Here is a 12,953-nt window from a genome sequence, read left to right as displayed (position 1 = left end):
GGGTCAGGGCTTGCGGCCGACGGCGCCGATCCGCTTCCGTCTCCAGCCGCGAGTCCTGCACATGGTAACCGCGCGCCTGCCGAAAATCTCATCCATGCAGTTCAGGCTGTATGTGAGTACTCGGACGCCGGTGGGCACGTCTCGATGTCGGCCTCGGCGAGGGCTGCGACCCTGAGTTCATTTGACGGCTGCGGTCAGCTCGGCGACATCGTCCTCACTCAGCTCGACGCCCGCGGCGGCCACGTTCTGCTCCAGATGTTCGACCGACGACGTGCCCGGAATGGGCAGCATGACCGGCGAGTGGCGCAGCAGCCATGCGAGCGCGAGCTGTGACGGTGTGGCCGACAGCCGGGACGCGATGCTCTCCAGCGGGCCGCCCGGTTTCGCCAGGCCACCGGTGGCCAGCGGGAACCACGGGATGAAGGCGATCTGATGGCGTTCGCAGTGGCCGAGCACGTCCTCCGCCGCACGGTTGGTCAGGTTGTACAGGTTCTGCACCGAGGCGATGGGGGCGATGGCGCGGGCCTGCTCGATCTGGTCGACGGTGACCTCGGACAGGCCAATGTGCGCGATCTTCCCTTCGTCCTGCAGCGCCTTCAACTCGCCGACCTGGTCTTCGAGGGGCGCTTCGGGATCGACGCGGTGCAGCTGGAGCAGCGCGATCCGGTCGACTCCGAGGATGCGCAGACTCATCTCGCACTGCTGGCGCAGGTAGGCTGGCTTGCCGACAGGTGTCCACTTGTCGGGGCCCTGCCGGGTGAACCCCGCCTTGGTGGCGATGACGACGCTCTCGTCGTACGGGAAGAGGGCGCGGTGCAGGAGCGGCTCGGCGACCAGAGGGCCGTAGGCGTCCGCGGTGTCGAAGAGGGTCACGCCGAGCTCCGCCGCGCGGCGCAGGACCCGCACCGCCCCGTCCGGATCGGCCGGTGGCCCCCACACGCCGGGTCCGGTCAGCTGCATCGTCCCGTAGCCGAGGCGGTTGACGGGGAGCGTGCCATCGATCATGAACTGGCCGGACGCGGCGGCCGTCACAGCGGTCATAACAGAATCCCCTCCTTCAGGAACACGCCGATGGCGCGGGGTCGCGTCAGCCCATCCAGATCGTTTTGAGGTTGCAGAACTCCCGGATCCCGTGCGCGGCCAGCTCACGGCCGTAGCCGGACCGTTTGACGCCGCCGAAGGGCAGCTCCGGGTACGAGGTCGTCCTGCCGTTGATGAACACCTGGCCGGCGTCCAGGTCGGCGATGAACCGCTCCTGCTCGGTCTCGTCGTTCGTCCAGGCGTTGGATCCCAGGCCGAAGCTGGTGGCGTTGGCGATCTCCAGCGCCTCCTCGATGTCCGCCACCCGGTACAGCGAAGCGACCGGGCCGAACACCTCCTCGGCGAAGACGCGCATGTCGCGGGTGATGCCGGTGATGACTGTCGGCGGGTAGAACCAGCCGGGCCCGTCCGGACGCCGCCCGCCACACAGCGCGGTGGCCCCGGCGGCGATCGCGTCGTCCACCAACTCCTCGACGTCGGCCCTGCCCTGTTCGGTGGCAAGCGGTCCGACTTCGGTGGCCGGGTCGAACGGGTCGCCGACCTTCAGCCCGCGCATGCGTGACACGAACCGCTCGGTGAAGGCGTCGTAGACATCGGCGTGGACGATGAACCGCTTGGCGGCGATGCAGGACTGCCCGTTGTTCTGCACTCTGGCGGCCACCGCGGTCTCCACGGCGCGATCCAGGTCCGCCGAGGGCATCACCACGAACGGGTCGCTGCCGCCCAGCTCCATCACGGTGTGCTTGACCTCGTCACCGCAGATCGCGGCCACCGAACGGCCCGCGAGTTCGCTGCCCGTCAGCGTCGCGGCGACCACCCGCGGATCGCGCAGGATCGACTCCACCTTCCTGGAGGAGATGAGCAGGGCCTGGAAACAGCCCTCAGGGAACCCGGCGCGGCGGAAGACGTCCTCCAGGTACAGCGCGCACCGCGGCACATTGGAAGCGTGTTTGAGCAGCCCGACGTTGCCCGCCATCAGCGCCGGCGCGGCGAACCGCATCACCTGCCACATCGGGAAGTTCCACGGCATCACCGCGAGTACCACGCCCAGCGGCTGGTAGCGGCCCAGAGCCCTCCTCGCCCCGACCGCCGACGCGTCGGCCAGCGGTTCGTCGGCGAGGAACTCAGCCGCATGGTCGGCGTAGTAGCGCATGCCGTGGGCGCATTTGAGCGCTTCATCATGGGCCGCGGCCAGCGTCTTGCCCATCTCGGTGCTCATCAGCTGAGCCGCGACGTCGACTTCCTTCTCGAACAGATCGGCAGCGGCCCGCATGCACTCGGCCCGCTCGTCGAACCCGGTGTTCCGGTAGGTGCGCCATCGTTCGCAGGCGATGCCGATCTTCTGCTCGACCTCGGCATCGTTCAATTCTGGAAACGTCTCGACTGTCGTTCCGGTCGCGGGGTTGATCGTGGCGATCGCCATGACCGGCCCCCCTCCTGGTCGTCTGAGCACTCGCCAACTGGCGACGCCACTCTCGATCGGGGAGCGCCCAGAATGCACGGACGAACCTGACGCTTCCAACTTATCGACAAGGCCCGAACGCTGAGCCATCGCGGGGTAATAACTCCTCAATGTACGACGGCGAGATCAGCTTGGCGGCGTCGTCCACGAGTACCTGCGTGCCGCCTGATCTGCATGACGAGGTTTCGGCAGGCGCAGAGCCGTCGGTCTTCTGGTCGCGGAGGGCGCCGCATGTCATCGGATGCGGGACTCTCCGTCACGCGCACAACCCTTTTGCCCGCTGGTCGTCCACGATCTCGTCCACGGTCTGGCCCTCGTACTGCCTGCGCTGATCGGCGGTCATCTCGTACCGCCATCGCCCGGCCTGATAGCGGAAGGTGAACTGGTCGACCAGGATCGAGCGCGACGCGGTGACCTTGGCGGCAGATCCCGAGACGCGAACGTCATCGATCGACCAGCGAAGCCCCTCGGCCGGGGCCGGGCACTCCTGGAAGCGCCGGATGTACTCCGACCGGCTGACCACCGCCTGGGACTGCTTGGTCCACTGGTCCCAGAACTTGCCGTAGTTGCCGAGGCTGTAGAAGGCGAACGCTCGCGTGGCCGCCGCCCGGGCTCCGGCTCGGGTCTGGGGCTGCGGCGTCGGGGATGGCGTCGGCGAGGCGCTCGCGATGCTCCCGGCAGGTCCGGCGGTGGAGGAGTCGCTGACAGCGGCTTGGGCGACCGTGGTGGGTTGCGGCACGCGTTCCACGACCAGAACCACTGCGGCGATCGCGACCACCAGGGCGAGAATCGCCACCACCAGGGCCACCATCGCCACGCCGCCGCTGGGCTCCCGCCGCTTGCGCGCCCGGCGCGGTTCTCGGTCAAGCGGTTGGGTCATTGGAGGCTCCAGAGGTGACAGCTACCAGTGGGACGTGCGAACTGGCACGGAGGGTGGCCTTCGGGGCTGGCCGGATCCGGTCACGCGCCGGCGTGTGCCACCGGTGAACGGCTCCTGGGCGGGGATCATCCCGACACTCTGTCCTGCCGCAACAACCTCGCCTCCTCCTACTGCGCGGTGGGAGAACCGGGCCGGGCCATCGCTCTCTTCGAGCAGACCCTGGCCGACTGCTAGCGCGTCTTGGGCGGCGAACACCCGCTCACGAAGCTTGTACGGGCCAACATGTCGGCGCTGCGCTAACCCGTGTGCGCCATGACTTCGCACGTGAAAATGCTCGTGTCGGACCGGTGCGAGCGGTGATCGAATCGGGTTGCCGCTATGACGAGCGTGGGTCGTCGTCGGCCATCCGCGATTTGTCCGGCACGCCGGGTCTGGGCTCCAGGACCACCACAGCGGTCTCGGACGGCCGCAGCGCGGCGTACGCGTCCAGGTCCGTGTTGATCTCGCACCAGCGGCTCCACAGCCGCGACCGCTCTTCGCCTGTTGCGGCGTGGCCGTGCACCAGTCGCCGTCCGTCGACCAGATCGACGGTCGCGTCCGGGTTCGCCTGCAGGTTGAGCCACCAGGCGGGCTCGCCTTCACCCCACCCGTTCATCGCCAGCGAGACCAGGTTCGGACCGTCCTCGAAGTACCCGATGATGACGCCGCGCTGCCGGCTGGTGCGGCGCCCGGTGGTGGTGAGCCGCAGCGTGCCCCAGCCGTTGGCGCGCGGTCGCCACAGTCCGGCCCGGCCGCCGAAGATCCTGTACACGCTCCGGTGTACCAGCCAGGCCAGACGGATGAACCAGCGCGGCGGAAGCCGCGGCGTTCTCGCCCCGTGTTCGACTGACATGGCGACCTCCCACATCCAAGCCGACTGCCGCCACAACACGACGCTAGCCGCAGCCGCAGGCGCCCGCCATAGCCGAGCAGACCGTCTGCGCGTGGCGCAAGCAACGCGGTTCACCTCGTGGGCGTCCGCCGCGCCCGCGAGTCCGGCCTGGCGCCGTCGATGGGGCGATCGGCAGCTGCTTCGGCAAAACGGTCATCGAGTCGTTCTAGGACGGGTGGTGTCGCGGGGATGGCGATCAGGGGGTGGATTGTGGAGGCCGGGCATGACATCGCTGCTGGAGCGGCTGGCTGCAGACGAGGAGTCCATGCGCGGTCAGTTGAAGCCATGCGCGAACAGGCGGCCATGCTGCAGGAGCGCCTGAACCAGCTTGCCATCGCCCGGGAGGTGATCACTCAACTGCTCGCCGCGGACCCGTCCTCTCGCCCGGCGTCCGACGCGATGACGCGCACTGACGGTGCCTGGTCGTCAGCGCGTGTTATCGGCTCAACCGTCCTCCTCATCCTTTACAGGACGGCTCCGGTGCCCTCACGGGCGCGGACGTTCCGAGGCCGGGGAGGGGCAGGGGGTGGTTTGCGGTCGAAGCGGTTCAGGGCGATGGCGATGGGGCCCGCGACGAACGAGGAGGACAGGGTGCCCGCCACGATGCCGGTGACCAGGGCGATGGCGAAGTTGTGGAGGGAGTCGCCGCCGAAGACGGCCAGGGCGCCGAGAATGAAGAGGGCGCCGAGACCGGTGTTGATCGTCCGGGGGACGGTCTGCAGGATCGCGCTGTTCACGACTTCGGGGAGATCGTGTTTGCGCTTTCCTGTCCAGAGTTCTCTGACCCGGTCGAAGACCACCACCTTGTCGTTGACGGAGTAGCCGACGATGGTGAGCATCGCGGCCAGGAAGATGCCGTCCACCGGCTTGCCCAGCCAGGCGAACAGGCCGAGCACCACGGCGACGTCCACCAGCAGGGCCAGCACCGCCGCCAGGCCGAAGGTCCACCGGAAGCGTACTGCCAGGTAGGCCAGCTGGGCGGCCATGGCTACGGCGAGCGCGATGGCGGCGTCGCGGCGCAGTTCCGCGCCCATGCTGGGACCGATGAACTCGTCCCGGCGTTTGCTCACCTCGCCCGCGTGGCCGCTCAGGGCGTCCTGGATCCTGGTGACGTCCTCGGGGGTGAGCTGCCCGGCCCGGATGGAGACGAGTCCGGCCGAGGAGTGCACCACGGCCGACGGGTGCCCGGCGTCGGCGACGGCCCGCCGGGCGACCTCGCCCGGCACGGTGCCGGAGGTGGTGAACTCGACGGCTCTGCCGCCGGTGAACTCGACGCCGAAGTTCAGGCCCTGGGTGAGGATCCCCGCCAGCGCGACCGCGACCAGCCCGCCCGCGAGGGCCAGCCACCAGCGGCGGGGTGCCATGATCGCGGGATTTCTGCGGGTGAGCCACGATCTGATCCGGCCGGCCGAGCCGATGCCGGACGCCTTCGGCCCGGCCCGGCCGATGACCGCCTGGGTGAGCACGCGGGTGATCAGCATCGCCGACACGAGCGAGGCGAGCACTCCGATCCCCAGGGTCACGCCGAAGCCCTTCACCGGCCCCGACGCCAGCCAGAACAGGATGGCGGCGGCGATCAGCGTGGTGACGTTGGAGTCGGCGATGGCGCTCCACGCGTGCTTGAAGCCCAGGTCCAGAGCGGGTCTGAGGCCCCGCCGGGGATCGCGGCCGTACTCCTCCCGGCCTCGTTCGAAGATCAGTACGCAGGCGTCGATGGCGATGCCGATGGCCAGGACGAAACCGGCCAGGCCGGGCAGGGTGAAGGTGGCGCCCATCGCCACCAGCACGGCGTACGAGATGAGGCCGTAGGTGGCCAGCGCGACGGCGGCGAGCAGACCGGCCAGGCGGTAGACGACGACGATGAACAGGGTGGTCAGGACGAGTCCGGTGACGGCGGCCTTGGCGCTGGCGTCGATCGCGTCCGCCCCGAGCGTCGGGCCGACGCTGCGTTGCTCGACCAGGTCGAGCGGGACCGGCAGCGCGCCCCCCTGGATGAGTACGGCCAGGTTGCGCGCCTCCTCGTACCCGAACGAACCGGTGATGTCGGTCGAACCGCCGGGGATGCCCGTCCCGCAGGGGATCGAGGGGTCGAGCCGCGGCGAGGAGATGATCTTCTTGTCGAGGACGATCGCGATCCTGCGTTTCGGGTCTTCCAGCGCCTCGCAGGCCGTCGTGCCGGTCAGTCGCTGCCAGGCCCGGGCGTCCCGGAAGTCGATCTTGACTGTCCAGCCGAGCCCGCTCTGCGGGTCGGTGCGGTGGTTCGCGCCGCGGATGTCGTCGCCGCTGATCGCGGCGGGGCCGATCTCCAATCGCTGCCCGGACTCGTCGCGCGGTGCGGCCTGGTCGCTCTCCTGGGCGAGAGCGAGTACGGGATGGATGGACAGCTGCGCGGTTCTGCCGATGACCTCGGCGGCCCGGCTGGGGTCCAGGATGCCCGGCAGTTCCACGACGATGCGCCGGTCGCCGGAGCGGACCAGAGTGGGGTCGACCACGCCGAGCGCGTCGGCCCGCCGCCGCAGCACGTCCAGGGCGCGATCGGCGGATTCGGCGTCGGCTCTGACTGTCGGTGAGTCTCTCGCCTCGAAGACGAGTTGGGTGCCGCCTCGCAGGTCGAGGCCCAGGCGTGGGGTGATGCTCACGGTGAGAATGATCGAGGTGACGATGACGGCCAGCGCCGCCAGCGCACGCCAAACAGGCGCACGGGACACGGAAGCCTCCACAGGCTCGGACGTACAGGAAAGAAGGGACTGGTCAGAGAGGTGTGGAGGGCGGGGCGCGCGCGGGCGGCGCGTAGCGGCGGAGAGCCGGGAGAGTCTGGTCGTCGCCGGGGAGCGCCAGGGAGTGCCGGGCGAAGCGCCTTCCGGGCGCATTCGAGGTGAGGACGGCGTGCCAGGGCGTGCCGGATATCTCGGGTGCGTCGGCACGAACGTGGGGGAGGGGCAACGGGCGGCCGACCTGGTGCTGCTGGTCGGCCTGCCACACGACCGCGTTCGGCGTGACCCCGTGGCCGGCTACCCCGGAGGCGTGGGCGGTGACGGGCAGCAGCCATGCCAGCAGGAGCAGGACGGCGGGCAGCCTGGTCCGCACGACGCCTCCTCCCGTCCGCTGACCGTCCAGCCTAACCGCCAACCCGCCGATGCGCCTTTACGCTTTGGAGCGCTGATGTTTCATCGTCCCGCGCAGGCCCAGAACCCCGGACCGTCTGGTCCGGTATAAGAGGCATGGACTACGTTCAGCGTTATGGCAGGGCCGCACGCTGGTTCCACGCCTTCGTCTATCTGGCCATGCTGGTACTGCTGTCGACCGGCTGGTGGTTCGTCCTGGACGGCTACCAGAGTCAGCTGCTGGGCCTGCCCGACGGTGACATCCACCAGTGGACCGGCCTGCTGTTCGTGCTCGTGACCCTCGGCTACGCCGTGCGGCGCGTCCGGGCCGCCCGGGCCTTCGTCCGGGAGTCACTGGAACGCGAGCCGGGCGACGCCCGCTGGCTGGCCGCCTGGCCCAGGGCCGCGCTCACCGGCCGCTTTCCCCGCCACGAGGGTCACTACGACCCCGGCCAGCGCCTGGCCAACCTGGTCATGCTGGTCACCTTCACGGTCATGGCCCTGACCGGGCTGGGCATGCTGTACCTGCCCTCCCTCCTGTTCATGGCCGACCTGCACCGATGGACCACCTTCCTGCTCACGCCTGTCCTCGCCGGGCACGTCCTGGTCGCCTCCGGGCTGCTGCCCGGATACCGGGGGGTCTGGCGCTCCATGCACCTGGGCGGGAGGTTGCCGCGCGCGGTCGCCGCCCGGATCTGGCCAGGCTGGCTCGCACGGCAGGACAACGGCAAACCCGTTGAACCCGCCGAACCTACCGGTTAACGATTCCTCGTCCGGTGTTCACCGCGATCCGCATGCGCACGATCCCCCGCTGGTACGGGCACCGCGAGCCGACGCCATCACCGACCGTCGGGAGATTCCGGCGCGTACCCGCGCGCGCTGATCTCCAGGCCGACAGCCGCCAGGTCGGGGATCAGCGGCGCGGCGGGCCGCTCGTCGGCCGGTGCGGCGGCGGGAAACCGGGCCGTGATGGCGACCGCGCGGGCGGCCATCGGCGGAAAGGGGTCCCGCCACGACCCGGTGGCGTTCAGCGGCTGGGCCCGCAGATCGTCGACCTCGGTCTTGTGGGCGGCCACGAACTCAGCGAACCCGCCGAACACATCGGCGGGCACGTGCCCCGAGACGTAGAGGCGCCAGGCCTGGATGAGCACCATGGTCTCGCGCAGCGCCTCGACCCCGGCGACCGGTCCGGCCACCCGCGCGGCGGCGGCGTCAGCGCGGTACTCCTGACGGCGGAGGAGGGCACGGTCGATCAGCGTGTACACCCACGCGTACGTGCGGAAGGCCCACCCCGCCGGATTGGCGGGGTGGAGGAAGCCAGCGGTGGCGGTGACGACCGCGCCGCACCGATCGGCGAGGCCGCGCGTCCGGGTGTGCCCGGCGGAGAAGTGCTCCACATGGTGCGCGAGGGCGAACCGAAACTGGCCGAGCGTCATCATCTGGAGCAGCGGCAGCCCGATCCGCAGGCGGCGGCGTCCCCGTAACAGGGTCTCCTCCGACCAGACGTTGATCTCCGCCATGAGCCGGATCTCGTCCGGAGGCCGGGTTCCGGCGGTGGCGGCCAGGTCTCGTACCAGCTCCCACAGGCCCGGGGCCCGATCAGGGCCTACAACGGCCTCGGGTGGCGAGTGCGGGCACGACCGCAGCCCCTTCCACAGGCCGGCGGCCACGGCGGTGACCAGGGCGGCGGCGAAGCCGAAAAGGATCAGAACGAGCACGGTGTAACCCACGGCCGAGGACGAGGGCGACGGCACCGGGGGCAGCACACGCAGCACCAGAACAAGCCCGGCCAGCTGCGCGGCCGCCACGACGACCAAGCCGCCCAGCAGGCCGACCGACACCAGAGCACGTCCCATGTGATCACGTTAGTGGCAGATGCCGAGCTCACTGTCGATGAGCAGGTCAACCGCTATTCACGGACTTTCGGCACTCCACGCCTCCGCCAGGCCGGACCCGGCCCGGGACGCCTCCCCATCGGGTACGGGGGCTAACCCGGTAGGACGGGCGGAATCCGGCGGCGAGACTGAGGGCTTGTGACGTTCCTCCTGCTCTGGCTCCGGCACGAGCTCCGGGTGCGGTGGCGCGGCCTGGCCGTGCTCGCCCTGCTGGTGGCGTTCTCGATGGCGACCGTCCTGGCGGCCCTGGCCGCGGCCCGGCGCGGCGAGAGCGCGCTCGACCGGCTGCGCGCCGTCACCTTGCCCGCCGACGTGCAGGTGCTGACCCAGGATCCGTCGTTCGACTGGGACCTGGTCCGCAGCCTGCCCGGCGTGGCAGCGGTCGCGCCGTTCCTCACCACCCCCTTCTATGTGGAGGGCGCGGAGCTGGGCTGGAACTCGACGCCGCCCGCGGGATCGGGTGTCTGGCAGGGCGTCGAGCGGCCGGTCCTCCTCGACGGCCGCCTCCCCGATCCGGCACGTGCCGACGAGGTGGTGGTGCTGCCCCGCTTCCTGGAGCGGTACGGCAAGCGAGTCGGCGATTCGCTCACCATCATCCTGCATCACCCCGAAGACGTGGACCTGCTCCCCGATGCCGACACCACCCGGATCCGGGCTCGTGGGCCGCGGGTGACCGCGCGGATCGTCGGGGTCATCCGCTCACCGCAGTTCACCGACCCGAGCGACGGCGAAGCCGTCGTCATTCCGTCGCCGGGTCTGTTCACCCGCTACCCGGCCAACTTCCTGGGCACCGGCGGCGTCACCTTCACCAACGCGCTCGTCCGCCTGCAGGGCGGCGCGAGCGGCGTCGCCGACCTCCGCCGCCGGCTGACCGAGCTGACCGGCCCGTCCCGGCTCAAGGTCAGGGACCTGTCGCTGGTCTACCGCGACCGCGACCGGCTGGTGGCCTATGAGGCCGCGGTCCTGCGGGCGTTCGCGCTCGCCGCGCTGGCCGCCGCCGCCTTCATGATCGGCCAGTACGCGGCCCGGCTGACCGACGTGTCCCGGGCCGAGCTGAGAGCCCTGCGCGCCGCCGGGCTGGGACCCCGCCGCGCCGCGGGCGTCGCCGCGGCCGGATCGGCGGTTGCGGCCGTCCCCGGCACGCTGCTGGGCGTGGCGGGGGCGGGCGTCGCCTCGATCTGGATGCCGATCGGCGCCGCCGCGGCCTTCGAGCCCGCGCCGGGGCTGGACGCCGACTGGCTGATCCTCCTGCCCGCCCTCCTGATCGTCCCCGTGGTGATCGGCACCGGTGCCTGCCTGTACGCGCTGACCGCGAACGCCCGTACCGCTGTCCGGAGATCGGTCCTGGTGGACGGCGCGGCCCGGCTGGGCTGGCCGGTGGCGATGGTGGCCGGCCTGCGGTTCGCGCTGGAACGCGGCCGTGGTCAGGCGACGCCGGTACGGTCGGCGCTGGTGGGCTCCGTGGCCGGGGTGCTCGGCGTCATGGCCGCCCTCACCTTCTCCGCCGGAATCGCCGACGCGGCGAGCAACCCCGTCCGATACGGCCAGACGCACCAGCTCCTCGCCTTCATCGGCCTCAACGGCACCGGCCCGGCGCCACGGGAGATCCTCACGGTGCTCACGGCCGACCCGGCGGTCACCGGCGCGGACGCCAGGAAGTCCTCCACGGTGACGGCCGGCGACATCACCTTCCCCGTGTACAGCGTGGGCGGTCCCGTGCCCGTCACCCTGGTGCGGGGCCGCCCGCCCGCATCCGCGGACGAGATCGCGCTGGCGGTCGGCACGGCCGGTCGGCTGGACGCGTCCGAAGGCGACCGGATCTGGGTGAGCGGGTCGGACGGCAGCCGGGAGTTCCTGGTGTCCGGTGTTGGTTTTGTTCCCTTAGGTCCAGATAACGACTACAACGATGGCGCGCTGATCACACCGGACGGGTACGACGCGCTCTCCTCCTCCTTCGACGCGGGCCTGGCGGTCATCACGCTGCGCCCGGGCACGGAACTGGGGGAGACCATCGCTCGTCTGAGAACCGCCGTGCGCGCGGTGCCGGGCGGCGACCGGGTCAGCATGCTGCCCGCCCTGGTTCCGCTCCAGCTGGCGCAGATCCAGGGGGTGCGCGGGCTGCCGGTCGCGCTGGGCGTCTTCCTGGGCGTGCTCGCCCTGGCCGCCGCCGCGCACGCGGTCACCGCCACCGTGCGCCGACGCCGCCACGAGATCGCGGTCATGCGCGCCCTCGGCCTCACCCCCGCGCAGTCTCGGGCGGCCGTACTCACCCAGGCCCTCACCCTCGCGGCCATCGCCGTCGGAATCGGCGCGCCACTGGGCGTCGCACTGGGCCGCGCCCTCTGGCGCGTGGTGGCGGAAAGCACCCCGCTCAGCTACGTCCCTCCGAGCCCGCTGGGGGCGATCCTGCTGATCGCCCCGGCCGCCCTGGCCGCCGCCGTCGTCCTCGCCGCCCTTCCCGCCCATTCGGCCGGACGGTTCCGCCTGGCCGGAGCGCTCCGCGCGGAGTGAGCGCAGCACCACAGGGTGTGGCGTACCGAAAGTCGTGAATAGACCTGCACGTTCACTTGAACGCTGGGCGCTCGCCGGAGGCGGTGGTTCGACGCCCGATCGGGTCGGTGAAATCAATCTCCCGCACGCGGCAGAACTTGCGATCACGGTCCCGGATCAGAAAACGGAATCACCAGCCGGCCCGCCGCCTTTCCCGGTGGCCGCAGCTGCGATGGGAGGCAGCGGTGAGGAGGGGCGGGCCGTTCGCCATAGGTACGGCGGTGCCGGTTCAGTTCTCGCAGGAGACGATGATGGCGTCGCGGTCCTCGACGGCGTCGCGTGTGAGGACATCGCCGGTGCCCGTGCCGCAGTTCAGCTCGATGTCCGCGCTGCGGAAGGCGGCATTGACGGTGTCGTTGCCGCCGCCGGCGCGGATTGAGTCGCCGCCACCCTGGCTGGTGATGACGTTGGCGCTGTTGTTGCCGCGCAGCGAGTCGTTGAAACGGGTGCCGATCAGGTTCTCCACGGTGGTGAAGATGGTGTCGGTGTCGCCGCTGGCCGGGCGGCCGTCGTCGGCGGCGCTGTCGATGTCGACGAGCACCCCGGAGGTGCCGGCGGAGTAGTCGGCGGTGTCGGTGCCTTCGCCGCCGTTGAACAGCACCCGGGAAGAGGCGGATGACTGGCCGCCGAGGTAGGTGTCGTTACCCGCGCCGGCGGAGACGATCGTCTCGACCGGGCGGGAGTTCTGGATCCGGGCGACGTCGCTGCCGCCGTCCAGGTCCAGCCTGACCAGGTTGATGACGGGCTGCCCGGCGGAGTCGCAGGTGGCCCTGCGCGGGTTCAGCGAGTCCAGGCTGCAACCCGCCAGCGCGGTCAGGGCGCCGCTGCTTTCCACGATCACCAGCCGCGAGGCCTGGGTCAGCGTGACGGTCTCGGCCGAGCCGGTGCCGGTGTAGCGAAGCTCGGGGACACCGTTGACGCTGGTCACCTGGACCGTCGCGCCGGCGGCATGGCCCGGGGTGGCCAGCGCGCCCGCCAGCATGGTGGTGGTCACCGCGAGCAGGGACAGCCGGGCTAGGTTCTTACGGATACGCATGATGAATTCCTTGATGGTGGCGGAGCGGCCTCGACGAGGCCTTTCACCCCCGGT

General features: G+C 70.6%; 11 protein-coding genes. 3 read left to right on the top strand and 8 right to left on the bottom strand.

The window, feature by feature from the left end:
- Nucleotides 1-177: 177 nt before the first annotated feature.
- From Aph01nite_RS05675 to Aph01nite_RS05665, 3 genes are all read right to left on the bottom strand, one after another.
- Nucleotides 178-1,041, bottom strand: coding sequence for an aldo/keto reductase (locus tag Aph01nite_RS05675; protein WP_204039674.1), 864 nt, complete (start codon nt 1,039-1,041; stop codon nt 178-180).
- Nucleotides 1,042-1,087: 46 nt separating this feature from the next.
- Entirely contained in the window at nt 1,088-2,464 is a 1,377-nt protein-coding gene (locus Aph01nite_RS05670) for an NADP-dependent succinic semialdehyde dehydrogenase (RefSeq protein ID WP_204039673.1), read from the bottom strand.
- 295 nt (nt 2,465-2,759) lie between these two features.
- On the bottom strand, nt 2,760-3,383 hold the full coding sequence (locus Aph01nite_RS05665; RefSeq protein ID WP_204039672.1) for a hypothetical protein: 624 nt from the start codon (nt 3,381-3,383) through the stop codon (nt 2,760-2,762).
- A gap of 27 nt (nt 3,384-3,410) precedes the next feature.
- Here Aph01nite_RS05665 and Aph01nite_RS05660 point away from each other — a divergent pair, with 27 nt between their 5' ends.
- Nucleotides 3,411-3,617, top strand: a complete 207-nt coding sequence (locus Aph01nite_RS05660; protein WP_204039671.1) for a tetratricopeptide repeat protein — start codon at nt 3,411-3,413, stop codon at nt 3,615-3,617.
- A gap of 142 nt (nt 3,618-3,759) precedes the next feature.
- On the opposite strand, the gene Aph01nite_RS05655 is transcribed toward Aph01nite_RS05660, so the two are convergent.
- The 3 genes from Aph01nite_RS05655 to Aph01nite_RS05645 all read right to left on the bottom strand — a co-directional run bounded on the left by Aph01nite_RS05655 (nt 3,760) and on the right by Aph01nite_RS05645 (nt 7,401).
- On the bottom strand, nt 3,760-4,275 hold the full coding sequence (locus tag Aph01nite_RS05655) for a nitroreductase/quinone reductase family protein (RefSeq protein WP_204039670.1): 516 nt from the start codon (nt 4,273-4,275) through the stop codon (nt 3,760-3,762).
- 503 nt (nt 4,276-4,778) lie between these two features.
- Nucleotides 4,779-7,022, bottom strand: a complete 2,244-nt coding sequence (gene secD, locus Aph01nite_RS05650; RefSeq protein WP_204039669.1) for a protein translocase subunit SecD — start codon at nt 7,020-7,022, stop codon at nt 4,779-4,781.
- 43 nt (nt 7,023-7,065) lie between these two features.
- On the bottom strand, nt 7,066-7,401 hold the full coding sequence (locus Aph01nite_RS05645; protein WP_204039668.1) for a hypothetical protein: 336 nt from the start codon (nt 7,399-7,401) through the stop codon (nt 7,066-7,068).
- A gap of 134 nt (nt 7,402-7,535) precedes the next feature.
- On the opposite strand from Aph01nite_RS05645, the gene Aph01nite_RS05640 reads away from it, so the two are divergent.
- Nucleotides 7,536-8,180 (top strand): cytochrome b/b6 domain-containing protein, encoded by a 645-nt coding sequence (locus Aph01nite_RS05640; protein WP_204039667.1) that lies wholly within the window; start codon nt 7,536-7,538, stop codon nt 8,178-8,180.
- Nucleotides 8,181-8,257: 77 nt separating this feature from the next.
- Here Aph01nite_RS05640 and Aph01nite_RS05635 read toward each other — a convergent pair whose 3' ends face one another.
- Complete coding sequence (locus Aph01nite_RS05635; RefSeq protein ID WP_204039666.1) at nt 8,258-9,274, bottom strand: M48 family metallopeptidase; 1,017 nt, start codon at nt 9,272-9,274, stop codon at nt 8,258-8,260.
- A 177-nt stretch (nt 9,275-9,451) separates the two neighbouring features.
- Here Aph01nite_RS05635 and Aph01nite_RS05630 point away from each other — a divergent pair, with 177 nt between their 5' ends.
- Complete coding sequence (locus Aph01nite_RS05630; RefSeq protein ID WP_204039665.1) at nt 9,452-11,824, top strand: FtsX-like permease family protein; 2,373 nt, start codon at nt 9,452-9,454, stop codon at nt 11,822-11,824.
- Nucleotides 11,825-12,092: 268 nt separating this feature from the next.
- Here the strand turns inward: Aph01nite_RS05630 and Aph01nite_RS05625 are convergent, their stop codons facing one another.
- Complete coding sequence (locus tag Aph01nite_RS05625) at nt 12,093-12,899, bottom strand: hypothetical protein (protein WP_204039664.1); 807 nt, start codon at nt 12,897-12,899, stop codon at nt 12,093-12,095.
- Between the last annotated feature and the right edge of the window lie 54 nt (nt 12,900-12,953).

The sequence above is a fragment of the Acrocarpospora phusangensis genome, from assembly GCF_016862995.1.
In the GTDB taxonomy this organism is placed as follows: Bacteria; Actinomycetota; Actinomycetes; order Streptosporangiales; family Streptosporangiaceae; genus Acrocarpospora; species Acrocarpospora phusangensis.
The sequence above is the reverse complement of the archived record's forward strand: the minus strand, read 5'-3'. Positions and strand labels throughout refer to the sequence as shown.

Excerpts from the sequence above, each read along its gene's own strand:
- Aph01nite_RS05675 (WP_204039674.1), bottom strand. The coding sequence starts at position 1,041 with ATGACCGCTGTGACGGCCGCCGCGTCCGGCCAGTTCATGATCGATGGC.
- Aph01nite_RS05625 (WP_204039664.1), bottom strand. The coding sequence starts at position 12,899 with ATGCGTATCCGTAAGAACCTAGCCCGGCTGTCCCTGCTCGCGGTGACC.
- Aph01nite_RS05665 (WP_204039672.1), bottom strand. The coding sequence starts at position 3,383 with ATGACCCAACCGCTTGACCGAGAACCGCGCCGGGCGCGCAAGCGGCGG.
- Aph01nite_RS05635 (WP_204039666.1), bottom strand. The coding sequence starts at position 9,274 with ATGGGACGTGCTCTGGTGTCGGTCGGCCTGCTGGGCGGCTTGGTCGTC.
- Aph01nite_RS05640 (WP_204039667.1), top strand. The coding sequence starts at position 7,536 with ATGGACTACGTTCAGCGTTATGGCAGGGCCGCACGCTGGTTCCACGCC.
- Aph01nite_RS05655 (WP_204039670.1), bottom strand. The coding sequence starts at position 4,275 with ATGTCAGTCGAACACGGGGCGAGAACGCCGCGGCTTCCGCCGCGCTGG.
- Aph01nite_RS05670 (WP_204039673.1), bottom strand. The coding sequence starts at position 2,464 with ATGGCGATCGCCACGATCAACCCCGCGACCGGAACGACAGTCGAGACG.